Below are 18,702 nucleotides of genomic sequence, written 5' to 3' on the forward strand. Positions count from 1 at the left end.
TCTTAATCAAATAATTTTAAAGCTTCTTCAATTACCTGATCCATATTTAAATATCTATAGGTAGCTAATCTACCTAAAAAAGTAAAATTAGTTAATTTATAAACATTTTTTTGATATTTTTCTAGTTTACACATATCATCTTTTAATCTTTTTGGATAATAAGGATCTTCTCCTTCATTTGTTTCTTTACTATATTCTTTAAAAAAAACAGTCTTTTCATGCTTTTCCCAAGGAGTAAAATGTTTATGCTCATGGATACGAGTATAGGGAGTTTTCGCATCTGCATAGTTAATTACAGCATTCCCTTGGTAATCACCTAGATCTTCACCACGTTCAAAATATACAGTTCTATAACTTAACCTTCCATATTTAAAATTAAAAAAAGCATCTATTGGACCAGTATAATAAATATGACTATATTTATCAATATCAAAACCAGAGTCAAATCTAGTATTAAGTCTAATTTCTATATTAGGATGTGATAACATTTTTTCAAAAATAGCAGTATATCCATCTTTAGGAATTCCCTGATAAATATTAGAGTAATAATTATCATCGTAATTAAACCGTACAGGTAAACGTTTTAAAATAGAAGCTGGTAATTCTGAAGGCTCACATCCCCATTGTTTTTTTGTATATCCATAAAAAAAAGCTTTATATAAATCTTTACCAATAAATTTCATTGCCTGCTCCTCAAAATTTTGAGGATTCTCAATATCCTTATTTGAAATTTCTCTAATAAATTCTTCCGCTTCCTTAGGGGATAATCTTTTTTGAAAAAACTGATTTATGGTATGCAAATTTATTGGCATTGAATATACCTGATCTTTATATATAGTTTTAACCCTGTTTATAAAAGGAATCATTTCACAGAATTGATTAATATAATCCCATACTTCCTTATTACTAGTGTTAAAAATATGTGGACCATAAGCATGAACCATAACATCAGTATTTTTATCTCTTTCGGAATAACAATTCCCCCCTATATGCTTCCTTTCATCAATAACCATTATTTTACAATCTTCTTTAGCTGCTAGCCTTTCTGCCACTACTGCTCCGGAAAAACCAGCTCCAACTATTAAATATTTCTTCATTTTCTTTTCTTAATTTTATTAATGATAGAAGTACTATACTGTTTCAATTCTGAAAATCTAAACTGTTTCCAATCAATCGGATTCAAACCTTTTTTCCTTAGTACTAAATACATAGTTATAGTAATATAACATTCAACTAATACCCAATTCCATGCTGTACCAATATACCCTAACCAATGTGTCATTATTACGTTTAATAGAATTCCTAAAATAGATCCTCCACTTGTAATATAAAAAAATATTTTATCCATCTTGAGATTCATCATAATTTGTATCCCAAAAATATTGCTTAATCCTACTAGTAAAGGTATAATAATTAAAATGTTAAAAACTGAAATCGATGGTAGAAACTGCTTTCCATAAAGCATCTTTATACCTAAAGAACCAAAAATTAACATTCCTAAACCTACTAAAATTGTAAAAATAACAATTATTGGCAATAATTTATGAACTGTCTGAATTCCCTTTTCTTTACTCTCTCCAAAAGCATTCCCTATAAATGGGTAAAAAGCCTGCGCTAATGGCATATTAATTACTCCCATCACTATTATTATCAATTTCTGTGCTGCTGTATAAAACCCAACATCTTCCTGTGACTGTAACATCCCTAGTATTACTACATTTGTGGTAGTATACAAACTTATTACAACAGTTGAAAAAAATATTAAGTTTTCTTCTTTTAATATTATTATTATTCTTTTAAAGCTAACTGAAATTAATTTAATTCGATATTTTTTTATTCCCCAATAATAAGAAATAAAACTAACTAAAACTGTTACTAAACTTGTTAGTAAAGGTATCCAAATATAATCATACCTATGTCTTACCAATAGTAATACAAATACAGTAAACAAAAGTTTAGATAAAAAATTTAATAACGCTACATTTGATAAATCTTGCATTGCCTGAAAAAACCAATTTTGAGTAAAAACAGTAGCTATGCAAGTTAAAAATGTAAATATTGCAACTTTTTTTTCTAAATACAATGGCTCCACATAGTATAAAGCTATTAAAAATAAAAAAACGGAAATAATAAATAAAAATATTTTTGCATAAATTACTTCACTAAAAACTAAATTTCGTAATTCTTTATTTTCAGGATTTTGGGAAATTTTTCGTGTAGCTGTAAAATTAAATCCATAATCTATAAGTAGGGTAAAATACCCTACAAATGTAGCGGCATAATTTACAACCCCAAACTTCTCAGGGCCTATAATTCTAGAAATAACAGGAATAGAAATTAATGGTAAAATAAGATTTGCTACCTGAACAATTCCCAAAGATGCTACATTTTTTAATATTTTTCCTTTACTCATTAATTCCTTTTTAGAGGTCTTGCGATTTTTAATAAATAATATGGCACTAATATTATTATCAAAAATATAATTAATGTAAATGTTAGCCCTTGTTTACTAAATATTCGTCCATAAGCAAAAAGAAAAATATTACTTAATATTAAATAATAAAAAGTATTTTGACCTAATTCTATCATAAAATTAGATAACCTTTTTAAACAATTTATTTTTGAGATCCATTTATCAAAATAAAAACATATAAAAAAATATATATATACAAATAACAGTCCTCCTATCAACCATATAAAACTAGGAGGAAATCGTGAGGGAGAAATACCATAAATGTAAATATAATTCAGATATATAATTGTACCTAAAGCCAATAAGCTTACTAGCCATCTATTATTTAATATATTTTTTTTATTCTGCGAAAAATATCCCCCTAATAAATAATAAGGAAAATATAATAGAACAGGGAATGAACTGAATTTTGTAGAACCTATATATAAACCTAATCTTGAATCTATTTTATCATAAGGTACTATATATGATAAAACAAATAAAAATAAAGAAAGTAATAAAAGGAATATACCCCTTATTCCGAATATATTTTTAAAAATCGGAAAAAAAAGATAAATTAATATCATTAAAGCAAAATAAGATATTAAAAATTCTGAAAAACCTGGGATATCTTTTAATATTAATATATTAATTATATTTTCTTGACTTATTTCCCAATTAATTCCAGGATAAACTAATATTTTAAAAGAAAAAGCAGAAATATAGAACCCTACTAACATCCTCCAAGAACTATTTAATATTTTGTTTCTAGTTTTTTTTAAATCTTCTGAATTAAAATAAACCAAATTACATAAATACCCAAAACAAAAAAAATACCCTGAAAATGTTATTAAATGAAAATATTCTGCCAATATAGCTATAATAAAATATTTAGTACCCCTATGTGTGACTAAATCTAAGTCTTTTTCATAAACAAAAACAAGCACATGTCCAAACAACATGCCCAAAAGTAAAATACACTTCATGTAGCTTATGTAATCTACATTTTGTCTCATATATATTGTTGAAATATTCCTCTTAAGCTCTCTTTCCATTCAGGAATAGAAATTCCAAAAGTAGATTTGATTTTAGTTTTATCCAATAAACTATATTTAGGTCGTTTTGCCGGAGTAGGATATTCTGAAGTGGGTACTGGATTAATTTTTATATTGGATTTACTTAGTTTTTTTATTTCTTCTGCAAACTGAAACCAACTACATTCCCCTTCATTTGAATAATGATAAATTCCATAAGAACCTATATCATTCTGAATAATAGTTAATATCGCTTCAGCTAAATCCAATGCATTTGTAGGAGATCCTAATTGGTCTTCTATTACATTAATTTGATCTTTTTCTTTAAATAATTTCAGCATAGTTTTTACAAAATTATTACCATAAGGAGAATAAAGCCATGCAGTTCTTATTATATAAGATCTGGAATTATATTGTAAAGCATTTACTTCTCCTTCTAATTTTGTTTTCCCATATATCCCTAACGGATGTGTAGGATCATCTTCTTTTCTGGGAAAAGGCTCTTCACCCGAAAATACATAATCTGTTGAAATATGAATTAATGTAGCCTTTTGGGATGAACAAGATTTAGCTAAATATTTAACCGCATCTGCATTTAATTTTTTTGCATTATCAGTATCTGTTTCTGCTTTATCCACCGCAGTATAGGCAGCACAGTTGATTACATAATCAAATTTATTAGAAAAGAAATAAGTTTTTACAAATATTTCATCCATAATATCTAATTCTTGAACATCTGTAAAAACAAACGAGCAATTAACTGGTGGTTTTTCTTTTATCTTTTGTTTTAAAGAAAGACCTAATTGACCATCTCCTCCTGTAACTAATATCTTTTTCATAAAGAAACTGGGTTTAATTCATTAAAAGAAATGGCTTGCTTATCTTTTTCTGATATTACTTCTTTTCCTTTTTTAATCTTCCAATCTATATTAAGAGTCTTATCCAAAGGATTAATTCCAAATTCACTCTCTTTATGATAAAAACCTTCACACTTATACGCAAAAATTACTCTTTCAGACAATACAGAAAAACCATGTAAAAATCCTTTAGGAATAAATAATTGTTTATTATTTTCTGATGATAGTTCTATAGATATAAATTGTCCAAAAGTATGAGATCCTCTACGAACGTCTACTGCTACATCTAAAACTTTTCCTTCTAATACATAAACTAATTTAGACTGAGCAAATGGTGGTAATTGTTGATGTAATCCTCTAATTACTCCGTATGTAGAAACCGATAAATTATCTTGAACAAAATTAGGTTTATAACCAATTTTTTCTGTAAATTTTTCTAGATTAAAAGTTTCCATGAAATAACCTCTGGAATCACTATAAATTTGCGGTTCAAGAATAAAACAACCTTTTAATTTAGTTTCAGTAACATTCATATACTAATGCTTGGATAGATTCTGTTTATTCCACGATCTTAGACTCATGACTCTATCTTCAAAAAGTTCTTCTGGTATATCTACACATACATTTTGAAATAGATTTAAAAATTCTTCCGGTTGATCTTCTGATTTTCGGGTAGTTAAATTAAAATATATTAACGTAGTCCATAAAACAGCATGTACTATTGTTTTATTTTCATTATACATTAAAATTTCCACAGTATTTGTTTTGTCTGTAAATTTAATAATTTTACTGGATATTTTTACAAATTGATTAAATTTCACTTCTTTGATATAAGCAATTTGGTTCTGTAAAGCTACCCATAAACGTCCTGTTTTTTTTGATTGAGCAAAATTATCAATCTGATAATTTTCCAGACAATGATCCTCCCTAGCATCTAACATATAATCGAAATATCGTATATTAGATAAATGCCCAATAGGATCACAATCCATAAATCTTACTCTGTGTCCAGATTCCGGTTCTTTTATCATGTTTATTTAAAATTTAAAATATAACAAAGTTAATTGTTTTTTATTAAATTACTTTATGCATTTTCCCCTATAAATCTTATCCCCCACAATAGTAGACACTAAGGAATTTACAATCAATCTTATACTTTTTCTTTACATTTGCATAAATTTTTGAATATGGCGAATATCATAGCACTTGTAGGTAGACCTAATGTGGGAAAATCCACTTTATTTAACCGATTGTTACAAAAAAAAGAAGCTATAGTTGACAGTATATCCGGTGTTACTCGTGATCGCCATTATGGTAAAAGTGACTGGAATGGTATAGATTTTACTGTTATAGATACCGGAGGATATATTACAGGATCTGAAGACATTTTTGAAGGAGAAATACGAAAACAGGTTCAACTTGCTATCGAAGAAGCCTCTGCTATTGTTTTTTTAGTAGATGTGACAGAAGGAGTTACAGATATGGATTATGAAGTAGCCAATTTATTAAGAAGAACAACAAAACCTGTTTTTCTAGTAGTGAATAAAGTAGATAATGCTATGCTGGAAAACGATGCTTTGGAATTTTATAGCCTTGGGTTTGATAAATATTATACAATTGCAGGTATGACCGGAAGTGGCACAGGCGATTTATTAGATGATATTGTTAACATTTTTAAAGATGAAAATTACGTTGATCCTTTTGAGGGATTGCCTAGAGTTACTATTGTTGGAAGGCCAAATGTTGGAAAATCTACTTTAACTAATGCTTTATTAGAAAACGAAAGAAATATAGTGACTGATATTTCAGGAACGACGAGAGATAGTATAGAAACTCTATATGATAAATTCGGATACAAATTTGTTTTAATTGACACCGCAGGGATACGTAAAAAAACAAAAGTTAATGAAAACATTGAATTTTATTCTGTTATGCGTTCAATACGTTCCATTGAAGATTCAGATGTAGTAGTATTATTGGTAGATGCTACACAAGGATGGGAAAAACAAGATATGAATATTTTATATTTAGCTCAAAAATCTAGAAAAGGAATTGTAATTGTAGTCAATAAATGGGATTTAGTATCAAAAGAAACTAACACATTAAAACATTTCGAGCATAATATTAGAACAAAAATAGCCCCATTCACAGATGTACCTATTATTTTCGTGTCAGCTTTAACTAAACAAAGAGTTTATAAAACTGTTGAATATATTATGAGAGTTTATGAGAATAGAAATAGAAAGATAAAAACAAGCAAATTAAATGAAATCATGCTTCCTATTATAGAAGCAACTCCCCCTCCAAGTATAAAAGGAAAATATATAAAAATTAAATATTGTACACAACTTCCAACTCATACACCTCAATTTGCTTTTTTTGCAAATTTACCTCAATATATAAAAGAACCTTATAAAAGATTTATTGAAAATCAACTACGTAAAAATTTTGATTTTACAGGTGTTCCTATTGAAGTGTATTTTAGGCAAAAATAAGCTCATACGTTCTTGAAAAAATTTCAAAAAAAAAATAGTCAGAAAAAAATATTCTGACTATTCATGAAATACAAAGTAATTCTTTTTATTAATAATTTAAAACTTAATTATAATTGATTGGGATTTTGTACAGCATTTTTGACTCTTGAAGATGGAATATAAACCTGCAATCCTATTGCAAAAGTAATATCATGTTGATATCCAGTGTTTCCTCCACCGGTAAGCCCTTCATACTTAACCAATGCTTCTAATCCCACATTAGAAGTTATAAAATAGGAGTAACCCGGACCAAATCCAAATCCAAATCCATTGGTTGTAGGCTCATGTTTTTGACTAGAGCCTTCAAAACCTGCATTAGCTTCCAAGAAGAAACGACCATGCTTTAATAAATTATTTATATCTTTATTACTAGCATAGTAACGACCAAACGCACCTACACCATATTCTGTTTTGGTTGTACTTCCGGTTCCTTGTTTACTAATATTAACTTTGCCATAACCACCTACTGCTAAATTATTTTTAATAAAATAGCCTGCTTTTGGTGTAATCCCAATGTTCCAAGACTGTCCCTTTTTCAAACCAAAATCCATATTAGTAAAGGAACCACCCCACATAATGTTACCTTCTTGAATTTGTGAATGTGCAAAATTTAAGCAACTTATAAAAAACAAAGAAGCAAACAGTAAAGATAATTTACTTTTAATCATAATATTATATATTTTTAATTGTATTAATTGTATATTTATATCATAATAGGATACAAATATACAATTAATAAATATATATAAGATAAATATTTGATTGAATTTTAATTTTTATAAAAATAAAAGAGGCTATAGAAAATCTATAGCCTCTTTTGTAAAATAAAATTTAAATATTATTTCACCTTTTAAAAAGGATATTCAAAAATTTCACTTTCATGATAATAAGGATTTCCTTTAGCTTCAAGATTTAATTTACTAATAGAGTACATAACTGTATAAATAAATAACCCTAATATAAATAAAAACGAACCTATTTCTAATAATCCAAAATTCCAATATGCACCTACTGTACCTGGCATTATAATATTAAAGAAATCCATATAATGTCCAAGAATTACTATCACTGCCATTATCGGAACAATAACGAAACTTCTTTTTACTTTACTGCTTACCAGGATTAAGAAAGGGAGAACCAAATTAGGAATTAACATAGTAAAATAGGTTTCACTATATAATTTGTATCTGCCAAAAAAATAAACGGTTTCTTCGGGTACATCTGCATACCAATAAAGCATATATTGACAAAACCATAAATATGACCATAATAAACTAAATCCAAATAAAAATTTAGCTAAATCATGTAAATGATTATTATTAAAAGCCGGCAAATTTCCTTTTTTATTTAAATAAACAGAAATAATAATCATTACTGCTATCGATGAAACCAAACAACTTATCATAGCATACCACATATATAATGTAGAATACCAATGAGGGTCTATAGACATTAACCAATCCCAAGCCCAACATGCAGAGGCTAAGGCAAAGAAAACAATAAATCCTACACTCCAATTATAAACTTTTTGATTATCTGAAAATAATTTGGTTTCATCTAGTTTTTTTGTCAAAGATTTGATCTTATATAAAAAGAATATACATCCTGAGATATAAATCAATGTACGAATAACAAAAGAAGGTCTGTTTAAGAAAGGTTCTTTAGATTTTATCAGTAAATCATAATGTGGAGAAGATTGATCGGTTAAAGAAGGATCCATCCAATGATACAGATGATTTAAGCCTCCATGTTCACCTCCATATGAAGAAAGTATTATAAAAAATAACATTAATATTCCTCCAACCGGTAAATAAGAAGCTATACCTTCCATTACACGTATTATTACTATTGACCATCCTGCATGTCCTGCATGCTGAATAGCATTGAAAAATAATGCAGTAGCAGATATTCCAAAAAACAACATTAAAGGTATAAATATTGCTGCCCAAGGCCTATTATGAACTTGATCTAAAGCATGATTAATATGCTCTTGAGAAAGAGGTTTATCATGCATATAGGCAGAGTTCATAGGTTGTGAGTTTGCTATTTTCTCATTATTATGTAAAATTGTTTCTATTTCCTTTATATCTATGTGATCATTTTGATAATATCCTACACCAAAAGTTATCAATCCTATAATAACTAATATTAAAGAAATTAATTTAAGCCTAGATGAAAATTGATATCTCATAACTTTATTTTACATTGTTTTGTGTTGTTGATTCTGAAGAGGCTACTTGAGAAGAAGCATTTTCAGATGGTGTTTGTTTTACACCAAACTCATTTATAACATATTCAGCAACTCTCCATCTATCTCCAGGTAACAATTGACCTGCATAAGACCCCATTGCGTTTCTTCCATGTTCTATTACATAATATACAGATCCTACAGTAATATAAGCTCTGTCTTTATAGGCCGGAACTCCTGAATAAGCTCCTGACTGTACAATATTTCCTTGACCATCTCCCGATGTACCATGACATGCAGCGCAAGTTTTATTAAATAAATCTTTCCCCCTAGCTAAATCTTTTACTCTATTTGCAGGATTTAAAGGAGAGGTTTTAATTAATTTTGAAGCCTCATAACCTTCTGCAGTATTGGGTAAATCCATTGGAAGCACACCATCAGAATTTTGAGATATTGTTCCTGGAACCGGAGATAAAGCCGTCCTCCCATCTTGATTGGCAAACAACGGAACTGTAGAACTTTGTTCTCCATAGGCTACCACAGCCTCTTGATAAGGATCATAAGCTACAGGATAATACATGTCAGGAAAATATACCAAACTTGGTTTTTTCTTACTACATGAAGTAATAACAAAGGATACACCAATAGTTATTAAAATATATTTAATTAACTTTTTCATCTTCAACATTTTTAACAGTAATTTCCTCTACTCCCGTAGCTATTAAAATTTCTTTTACCTGTTCGTAATCTTGATTTTCTAATTCTATCAAAAATTTATCATCTGTTGTTCTTGGATCAGGGTTCTGAGCTTTCTGTCCCGGATAATGTTTATTTAAAAACAAATAGGTAATAGACATAAGATGAGCTGCAAAAAACACCGTTAATTCAAACATAATCGGAATAAAGGCTGGTACATTATCTGCCCAAGTAAAACTTGGTTTACCTCCTATATTCTGAGGCCAATCATGATTCATAGTAAACCATGTAAGTAAGGAGGCTACCGTAAGTCCTAATGCTCCATAAAAAAATGCACATTCTGATAATCTGGATTCTTTCAATCCCATAGCTTTATCTAACCCATGTACAGGAAAAGGAGTATAAACCTCAGAGATTTTAATTCCCTTATCCTTAAGCTGTTTCACCCCGTCTAACAAGAGATCATCATCTCCGTATAAACCGTATATTATTTTTTTAGTGGTGCTCATGTTCTAAATTATGTTTTTTATGACTTTCTCCAGATGATTTTAAAATTGTTTTAAGCTCAGCTTGAGCTATTACAGGGAAAGTTCTAGCATATAATAAATACAATACAAAGAAAAATCCTATAGTTCCTAAAAAAATACCTACATCAACAAATGAAGGCTCAAATTTAGTCCAGCTACTAGGTAAATAATCTCTAGATAAATTAATAACTATAATATCAAATCTTTCAAACCACATACCTATATTTATAACTATAGATACAATAAAAGTCCAAAGAAAATTTATTCTCAATTTTTTAATCCACAAAGTTGCAGGGACTAAAACATTACAAAGAATAAGCAACCAAAAAGCCCACCAATAAGGACCTGTGGCAGCACCTATGGAAAAGTAAGTAAAATCTTCATATCTACTACCGGAATACCATCCTATAAAAAATTCTGTAATATAAGCAACTGTTACCATACCTCCTGTTACTACGATTACTATATTCATATATTCTATATGTCTACGGGTAATATAATCTTCTAAATGACATACTTTCCTAATAATACTCATTAAGGTTTGAACCATAGCAAATCCTGAAAAAACTGCTCCGGCTACGAAATATGGAGGATAAACTGTGGAATGCCACCCTTTGATTACTGCAGTAGAAAAGTCAAATGACACGATAGTATGCACTGAAAATACTAATGGAGTAGCTAATCCGGCTAATACTAAAGAAATTTCCTCAAATCTTTGCCAATGTTTAGCTTTACCACCCCATCCAAAACTTAAAATATTATATATTTTCTTAGTAACCGGTTTTATTGCTCTATCTCTGACCATTGCAAAATCAGGAATTAAACCAATATACCAAAATACTACAGAAACAGAAAAATAGGTGCTAATTGCAAATACATCCCATAATAAGGGGGAATTAAAGTTGGTCCACAAAGATCCGAATTGATTGGGTATTGGAAATACAAAATAAGCTAACCAAATACGTCCCATATGAATACAAGGAAAAAGTGCCGCCTGAACAACTGCGAAAATAGTCATAGCTTCTGCAGAACGATTAATAGACATTCTCCACTTTTGTCGGAAAAGTAGAAGAACGGCAGAAATTAAAGTTCCTGCATGTCCTATACCTACCCACCACACGAAATTAGTAATATCCCAACCCCAGTTGATAGTTCTATTTAACCCCCATACACCAATTCCTGTCCCAATTGTATAGGCGATACAACCTACTCCGTATATAAATGCAACTAAGGCAATATAGAAAGCAAACCACCAAAGTTTACCTGCTTTGCTCTCTATAGGCCTAGCAATGTCTTCTGTAATGTCATGATAGGATTTTTCTCCTAAAATTAACGGTTCTCGAATAGGCGCTTCGTAATGTCCTGACATAGTAACTTTCTTAAATTTTATGATTCTTTTCTATTTCTAACTTTATATTGATAGAATACGTTAGGTTTGGTTCCTACATCTTCTAATAATACATATTTTCTCTTATCTTTAGATAATTTAACGATTTCTGAATGTGGATCATTAACATCTCCAAATTTAATTGCACCACTGGAACAAGCTTTGGAGCAAGCAACCTGAAATTCTCCATCTTCTACTCTTCTTCCTTCTTTTTTAGCATCTAAAATCGTAGCCTGAGTCATCTGGATACATAAAGAACATTTTTCCATTACTCCTCTTGAACGTACTACTACATCAGGATTAAGTACCATTCTTCCTAAATCATTATTCATATTATAATCAAATTTAGGATTTAAGGCATAATTAAGCCAATTAAATCGTCTTACTTTGTATGGACAGTTATTAGCACAATAACGGGTACCTACACATCTATTATAAGCCATTTGATTTTGTCCTTGTTTACCATGAGAAGTAGCTGCTACAGGGCATACTGTTTCACAAGGTGCATGATTACAATGTTGGCACATAACCGGTTGGAAAATTACATCCGGATTGCTTGTATCGGGTTCAATCAGATCTTTGTACATTGATACCTGATCTAAATTTTCTATAATTTCTTCTTCTTGTTCTATTTTTTTCTTAGCTGAATAATATCTGTCAATACGTAACCAATACATATCTCTAGACATTCGCATCTCTTCTTTTCCTACAACAGGAACATTGTTTTCTGCCTGGCATGCAATAACACAGGCACCACAACCTGTACATATATTAAGATCTACAGATAAATTAAAATGATGTCCATCACTGCTATCATAATCTCTCCATAAATCGACTTTACCTATCGGCATTTCTCCTACATATGTATTGATCTTAATAGGTTTATTCCATTCTTTGGAGTCTTTTTCTAAATATGTCTGCAAAGGAATTTCTCTTGCTATCTCATATCTTCCCATTAAAGTTCCTTGCATTTGCATAGAAGCAAATTCGTACATTTCTCCGGTTATCTTTAATGTTATATTATTATACTGAATAAAACTTGAAGATAAATAAGCAGGGTAAGCATTAATTCCAGTTTGTCCAACTTTTCCAGATTTGGCTTGTCCGTAGCCTAAAGCTAGACCAATAGACCCCTTAGCTTGTCCCGGTTGTATAAAAACAGGTATATTTTTAATGATCTTACCATTTACAGTTAAATCTGCTAATGACCCGTCTAATTGCATTCTTCCATTCATTTTATTAACTATTCCAATTTTAACAGAATCTTCTTTAGAAATAGTTATATAATTATCCCATGCTAATCTTGTAATTGGGTCGGGCAGCTCTTGTAACCAGGGATTATTTGCTTGTGTACCGTCACCTATGCCTGTATTTGTATATAAATTTAATTCTAATGCTCCTTCTTTTATAGCTTCTATATCATTCAAAGCTTGTTGGGCATCTCCTCCGGATTGATTTAATGAAATAGTTTCCATTGTTTCATTGTATCCATTATACAATGCTTGATTAAAACTATACCCTAATGCCCCCCCTAATTGATTTTGCCAATACTGTTTTAAATAATTGTAATATGCATTTGTTTGTACTGGTGTAGCAGTAGTACTGACATATTCTGAATTATTGGGAGTATAGTCGGATGCCTCCCCAACTTTTATGGAATCTGTTGAAGCTACAGTTGTTGAATCTTTTACTGCTACATTTTGTGAATTAGATACAAAAACATTTCCATTTGGAATGCTTTCTTTTTTCCATATCAATAAAGAATCTTGAAATTGTCTTGTATCAAAAATTCTTTGTATAGTTGGCTGTGATAATAAATACACTCCTGTTGCCGGTTGTAAATCGCCCCATGATTCCAACCAATGAGGAACTGGAGCTAAAGATTTTGTATTTATTGCTGTTTCATTCTCATATTCTGTTAAAGAAACAGAATATGGAACTTTAGATATCAGGGTAGCTAATTTTTCACTTTCTGAATATGAATATACAGGATTAGTATTAAAGTTTAATAATATTCCCACTTGGCCTGAGGATAACCAAGAAATAAATTCTTTAAATTTTTGGTCATCAGATTCTTTAACTAAAATAACTTTATCTTTTCTTACGGCTTCTGATCCTAATTTTTGGTTTATTAAATAAGCTAAAACATAAGATGATTTACTTCCTTCTGCAAAAACTACTGCTTTGGAACCTTTAGATTTTAACTCTTTAATTATATTTTGAGCTTGTTTGCTAACTATAGATCCATCTAAACCTTTATAAACTTCTGCTAATAATTTTTGAACAGCTGAAGGTTTTAATGGAATTCTTTGATCAGAATTAGCCCCGGATAAACTAAGATTAGATTCTACTTGTATGTGTCTTAGCATAGTTGAACCCGGAGTTTTAGCTTTTGTATAATCTGATTCTAAATGTCCAGCATTCCAATCATTTAAAAAGTCAGCTCCAAAAGATACCAGTAATTCTGCTTTGGTCAAATCATATAAAGGCAATGCTCTTACTCCGTAAACTTCTTGAGCTGCATCTAAAGCAGGTGAATAAGATAATGCATCATAAATTATATGTTCGGATGTTGGATATACTGATTTGAATTCGTCTATTATTTTTTTTGTTGACGGTGAAGGTAAAGAGGGTGTAAGTATAATAATTTTTTTACCTGTATTCTTTGATTCTTGTAACCCTTTTTTTACATAGTTATCAAGAGTATTCCAATTTGTATCTTCTCCATTCAATTTTGGCCCTTTAGCTCTGTTATTATCATATAAAGATAAAACGGAAGCTTGTGCTCTAGCGCTTGTTCCTCCAAATAATTTTGATTGAGTGTTGCTTTCTATTTTAATAGGCCTACCCTCTCTGGTTTTTACTAATACACTTGCAAAATCAAAACCATCAAATAAAGTAGAGGCATAGTAATTAGGCACACCCGGAATAATTCCTTCGGGTTTCACTACATAAGGCACAGATTTTATAACCGGAGCTTCACAAGCTGCTAATGTCACTGCTGCTGTACCAAAACCCAAGAATTTTAAAAAATCTCTTCTTGATGTTTTAGTTGAAAACATTGCTTTGTCATCTCCTAAAAATTCATCAATAGGAAGTTCTTCTGCAAATTCATTTCTTGCTATTTTTTCTGTTATTGAAGGATCTTTTAATTCTTCTAAACTTCTAAATTTTATTTTATCTTTTGAAGCCATATCGATCTTCTAATGATTTTAATTGATATTAATAATGACATTTACCACACTCCAATCCTCCGATTGCATCTACTGTAATTTTAGATTTATCTTCACCATACTCTTTTTTCAGTTTTTCATGAAGCTTATTAAAGTAAGCAGCATTATATCCATTGTTCATGTCTACTTCTGTCGTTCTGTGACAATCTAAACACCATCCCATGGTAAAATCATTTGCCATTTTTACTACGTTCATTGTATCTATAGCACCATGACAAGCCTTACACACAACATCTATAGGCTGATTCGGATGTTTTTTGTTATAATCTGCGATAATTGTTTTCTCTCCAGCTACTACGTGTTGAGAGTGATTAAAGTAAACAAAATCCGGCATATTATGTATTCTTTCCCATTTTACAGGAATTTGCTTTCCTGTATAGGCTTGTTTGTCTTCATCCCATCCAATATGTTGATATATTTTTTTTATTTCTGAAGTATAGAATTCTTTAGATTTACCCGGTTCTATATATTTTCCTGTATATTCACTAATATTTCTGTGACAATTCATACATACACTTAATGAAGGGATTTCTGATACTTTACCGTATTTTGCTCCTGAATGGCATAATTGACAATCAATTTTATTTTCTCCCGCATGTATTCTATGGGAAAAATAAATGGGTTGTTCAGGTTCATAACCTTTATCTACTCCAATCCCCATTAACCATGCCCAAACTCCATACAACGATAACGCTAATAAGAGAGTTATTAAGAAATATGAAAATCCTTTGTATTTATTGTAGAATTGAGAAAGTGATTTAATTCTCGTAGCTTGTAACTCATTTAAGACAATACCTTTTGTTTTTAGTTGTACTAATTGGTTTACTTTATATAAGGTAAAAAGCAAAATAATTCCTATGGAAGCAAAGGATACAAAAATATAAATTGAGTTTGAAGAATCATCTTGAGTGGCAGTTACTGCTTGCTGTTCTTTAGGCTCTTCCGGAGCAGGAGGATTTTCTGTATAGGCTAAAATATCATCAATATCTTTGTCTGATAACCTTCCTTCAAAAACGTCCATTGCAGTTCGGTTATATTCTTCAAAGATTTTATTTGCGCGCTTATCTCCACTCTTTCTTAAGGCTTCATTGTTCATAATCCACTTATGAACCCATTCTTTATCTGCTCCTTCTGCACTTAAAGTAGTAACAATACCTTTAAGTGCCGGTCCGGTAAGTTTTTTATCTAAAGCGTGGCAAGCTGCACAATTTGCTTTAAATAACTTCTCCCCATTTTGAGCATTCCCTTCTTGTCCAAAAACTAAAAGACCGGTGAAAAGAGCCAGCATACATACTGCTATAATTTTATTCATAATAATTGATTTCAATTGAATGAAACTTCTTTATATCTTTAATACCATCTCATAAATATGAGACTATTGCAAAAATATAAATATGATGTTTATCACCAAACCTTTTTCGATATATATAATTAACAGGGTTTTAATTTATAACAATTCTAAATAAAAAAACGACGTATGTTGCTGTATACTAGACTATTAATTAAAAAAAACACGATTTACACAAGAATTCACAAACACTAAAACATGACAATAATCATACTTGAAAAGTTTGCAATCAATCTTTTTTTCTGGCTAAATATCTCGTTAATTTTACTCCCATATCCAGAAAAATTATTTTAGGATTACCATTTCTTTCAATATGAAAATAGGCTTTATTTATTTCATTAATTATATCTTCAATATTATTGCCATGTACAAATTGACTAAAACTTTGCCATTTAAAATTTTTATATGTTAAAGGAGTATTAACTAAAATATTTGAAGCATAATTTTCTAAAAGAGCTTGTCTAAAAATTTCAGTACAAAATTGAAGGAATGTTTTTTGCTTTTCTCTACCCCAACCAGATATTTCAATAGACCATTCTACAATTTGCTTTAGATAAACGGGTTGTTTGGGCGCCATAACTGCTGCCCTATTCCATTGAATAAAATATCTTTCAAATTCTTCTTGTAATTCATTATTTTTTTGTAAAGCGACAGCCAAATTCCAATCCCCTTCAACTTTTGTTGAAATTTTATTTATTTCATCTTCAGATAAGGAATATTTATCCTTTAAACCCTTTGTTATTTCTTTTTCTTCTATTCTATTAATTTTGACTGCCTGACATCTGGATAAAATGGTTGGAAGTATTTTGCTTTCATCTTCTGTAATCAATAAAAAAATAGTTTGAGTTGGAGGTTCTTCTAATATTTTTAATAGTTTATTGGCAGCTTCCGTCCGCATTGTTTCCATCATCCAAATAATCTGAATTTTATATCCACCTTCAAAACTTTTAAGATTTAATTTCTCAAAAATATTTTCAATTTCTTTTACGGAAATAAAACCTTGTTTTTTGTCTTCACCCAAAAATTCATACCATTGATTTATAGATTGATATGGGTTTTCTGTTATAAATTCCCTAAATTTTGTTATATAATCTTTACTTACTGCTTCTTTTTTTTCAGTCGCATTATTTATAGTAGGAAATGAAAAAAAAAGATCCGGATGTTGCAATGATGAAACCTGCTTATAACAAGATTGGGAATCTTTACATAAAATTTCAGAGGCATAGGCCAACACTAAAGGTAATACTCCATAACCTGATTTACCTATAAAGAGCTGAGCATGGCTTATTCTATTCTTTTGAATTGAATCTTTTAATTGCTGTTTTATCAGATCCTGTCCTATAACTTCCTCCCATTTCATAAGAACAAAAGTAAAGAATAATTTCTTTAGTTAATATATCATGGATACTACTTATGTTTAAATAATACCCACTTTAAAATTGCACTGAAATAGTTTATTTTATTTTTAACACACATTACGTTTTACTTTTATATAGTTAAGTCCATAACAGAATCTAACCCTCTTTTCAATCCTTTAAATGAATTTACTTTCTTTATTGCTAGAATTCCACCTTTAACATAGGGCTCTGCTCCGGCTCCCGAATCATGTCTAATAGTTAAACGCTCATCATTTAAACCAAAAACGGATTCTAATGAAATTATATAACTGGGTAATCTTAAAGAATGTACCCTTACTCCATTTATTTTTGTTCCTCGGGCATCTTTTGGACCTACCATTCGGTCTTCCGAGACTGTTTCAACAGGAGGTTGAATTTTTGATAATCTGTTTGCTAACTCAAATGCAGAACCACTGGGAGAATCTACTTTATTCTGATCTGCATAATCTATGATTTCAAAATTAGGAATAAATTTAGCTGCTATTTCGGAAAATTTTTGGAGTAAAACTACCGTAATGGCAAAATTCCCAACAGCTAAAACTGAACATTTATTTTTATTAGCAATTTTTTCAATTTCTGAATAATCTTCTTCTGTTAATCCAGAAGTCCCAATTACGACGTTTACTCCTTTCTCTAAAGCGGTTATAACATTATGCTTAGCAATTTCAGGATGAGTAAACTCTACTAATACATCACATTTTACCTGAGATAAAGCTTCTTCTACAGTACTCAATACTGGAATATAATGAAACTTTACTCGTAATATTTCTGATAGATTTTCTCCACTTGATTTTCTAGATATCCCAGAAACTAATTCCAATCCATTATCTGCGATAACTCCTCTGCTTAAGGCTGCTCCTGCCCAACCGGTAGCACCTGCAATACACACTCTAATTTTCATTTTTTGATTTTTAACAAATATAAATATACTTAGTTATGTTATAAATTTTAAGATTTATTTATTTCTAATGTTTAGAAATACATACTCTTAATCTAAGAATTTTAAAACTATATTTATTATTTTTAAAATAATTAACAATATTTTGTTA

16 protein-coding genes are annotated in these 18,702 nt (G+C 29.8%); 1 reads left to right on the top strand and 15 read right to left on the bottom strand.

Annotation, left to right across the window (positions count from 1 at the left end; all coding sequences use genetic code 11):
* Positions 1–2 precede the first annotated feature (2 nt).
* From glf to C4S77_RS01515, 6 genes are read right to left on the bottom strand one after another with little or no spacing between them, the layout of a single operon-like run.
* A complete protein-coding gene (glf, locus tag C4S77_RS01490) occupies positions 3–1,097 on the bottom strand; it encodes a UDP-galactopyranose mutase (RefSeq protein WP_105245545.1) in 1,095 nt (364 codons plus the stop codon).
* Positions 1,094–2,413 (bottom strand): flippase, encoded by a 1,320-nt coding sequence (locus C4S77_RS01495; RefSeq protein WP_105245547.1) that lies wholly within the window; start codon positions 2,411–2,413, stop codon positions 1,094–1,096. Before C4S77_RS01495 ends, glf begins: the two co-directional genes overlap by 4 nt.
* Positions 2,413–3,507, bottom strand: coding sequence for an acyltransferase family protein (locus tag C4S77_RS01500; RefSeq protein ID WP_105245549.1), 1,095 nt, complete (start codon positions 3,505–3,507; stop codon positions 2,413–2,415). Before C4S77_RS01500 ends, C4S77_RS01495 begins: the two co-directional genes overlap by 1 nt.
* Positions 3,465–4,325, bottom strand: coding sequence for a dTDP-4-dehydrorhamnose reductase (rfbD, locus tag C4S77_RS01505; RefSeq protein ID WP_105245551.1), 861 nt, complete (start codon positions 4,323–4,325; stop codon positions 3,465–3,467). The genes C4S77_RS01500 and rfbD overlap by 43 nt, the downstream gene beginning before the upstream one ends.
* The gene (rfbC, locus tag C4S77_RS01510) at positions 4,322–4,876 is read right to left on the bottom strand and encodes a dTDP-4-dehydrorhamnose 3,5-epimerase (RefSeq protein ID WP_105245553.1); all 555 of its coding nucleotides are present in this window, start codon (positions 4,874–4,876) and stop codon (positions 4,322–4,324) included. The genes rfbD and rfbC overlap by 4 nt, the downstream gene beginning before the upstream one ends.
* 3 nt (positions 4,877–4,879) lie before the next feature.
* On the bottom strand, positions 4,880–5,374 hold the full coding sequence (locus C4S77_RS01515) for an acyl-CoA thioesterase (RefSeq protein WP_105245555.1): 495 nt from the start codon (positions 5,372–5,374) through the stop codon (positions 4,880–4,882).
* Positions 5,375–5,530: 156 nt separating this feature from the next.
* Here C4S77_RS01515 and der point away from each other — a divergent pair, with 156 nt between their 5' ends.
* A complete protein-coding gene (gene der / locus C4S77_RS01520; RefSeq protein WP_105245557.1) occupies positions 5,531–6,838 on the top strand; it encodes a ribosome biogenesis GTPase Der in 1,308 nt (435 codons plus the stop codon).
* A gap of 107 nt (positions 6,839–6,945) precedes the next feature.
* Here the strand turns inward: der and C4S77_RS01525 are convergent, their stop codons facing one another.
* The 9 genes from C4S77_RS01525 to dapB all read right to left on the bottom strand — a co-directional run bounded on the left by C4S77_RS01525 (position 6,946) and on the right by dapB (position 18,554).
* Positions 6,946–7,545 (bottom strand): hypothetical protein, encoded by a 600-nt coding sequence (locus C4S77_RS01525; protein WP_260209295.1) that lies wholly within the window; start codon positions 7,543–7,545, stop codon positions 6,946–6,948.
* Between the two features lie 182 nt (positions 7,546–7,727).
* The gene (locus C4S77_RS01530; protein ID WP_105245559.1) at positions 7,728–9,068 is read right to left on the bottom strand and encodes a quinol:cytochrome C oxidoreductase; all 1,341 of its coding nucleotides are present in this window, start codon (positions 9,066–9,068) and stop codon (positions 7,728–7,730) included.
* A gap of 4 nt (positions 9,069–9,072) precedes the next feature.
* Positions 9,073–9,753: a c-type cytochrome gene (locus C4S77_RS01535; RefSeq protein ID WP_105245561.1), complete on the bottom strand. Its 681-nt coding sequence runs from the start codon at positions 9,751–9,753 to the stop codon at positions 9,073–9,075.
* Entirely contained in the window at positions 9,728–10,270 is a 543-nt protein-coding gene (locus C4S77_RS01540; RefSeq protein ID WP_105194413.1) for a DUF3341 domain-containing protein, read from the bottom strand. Before C4S77_RS01540 ends, C4S77_RS01535 begins: the two co-directional genes overlap by 26 nt.
* Positions 10,257–11,657 (bottom strand): NrfD/PsrC family molybdoenzyme membrane anchor subunit, encoded by a 1,401-nt coding sequence (gene nrfD, locus C4S77_RS01545; protein WP_105194414.1) that lies wholly within the window; start codon positions 11,655–11,657, stop codon positions 10,257–10,259. Before nrfD ends, C4S77_RS01540 begins: the two co-directional genes overlap by 14 nt.
* Positions 11,658–11,674: 17 nt before the next feature.
* On the bottom strand, positions 11,675–14,869 hold the full coding sequence (locus C4S77_RS01550; RefSeq protein ID WP_105245563.1) for a TAT-variant-translocated molybdopterin oxidoreductase: 3,195 nt from the start codon (positions 14,867–14,869) through the stop codon (positions 11,675–11,677).
* Between the two features lie 28 nt (positions 14,870–14,897).
* The gene (locus tag C4S77_RS01555; RefSeq protein ID WP_105245565.1) at positions 14,898–16,220 is read right to left on the bottom strand and encodes a c-type cytochrome; all 1,323 of its coding nucleotides are present in this window, start codon (positions 16,218–16,220) and stop codon (positions 14,898–14,900) included.
* Between the two features lie 265 nt (positions 16,221–16,485).
* The gene (locus C4S77_RS01560) at positions 16,486–17,616 is read right to left on the bottom strand and encodes a DNA polymerase III subunit (protein WP_105194417.1); all 1,131 of its coding nucleotides are present in this window, start codon (positions 17,614–17,616) and stop codon (positions 16,486–16,488) included.
* 128 nt (positions 17,617–17,744) lie between these two features.
* Positions 17,745–18,554 carry a 4-hydroxy-tetrahydrodipicolinate reductase gene (gene dapB / locus C4S77_RS01565; RefSeq protein WP_105194418.1) on the bottom strand — a complete coding sequence of 270 codons (810 nt, stop codon included), beginning with the start codon at positions 18,552–18,554 and terminating at the stop codon, positions 17,745–17,747.
* Positions 18,555–18,702: the final 148 nt, after the last annotated feature.

Source organism: Apibacter adventoris (assembly GCF_002964975.1).
Classification (GTDB): domain Bacteria; phylum Bacteroidota; class Bacteroidia; order Flavobacteriales; family Weeksellaceae; genus Apibacter; species Apibacter adventoris.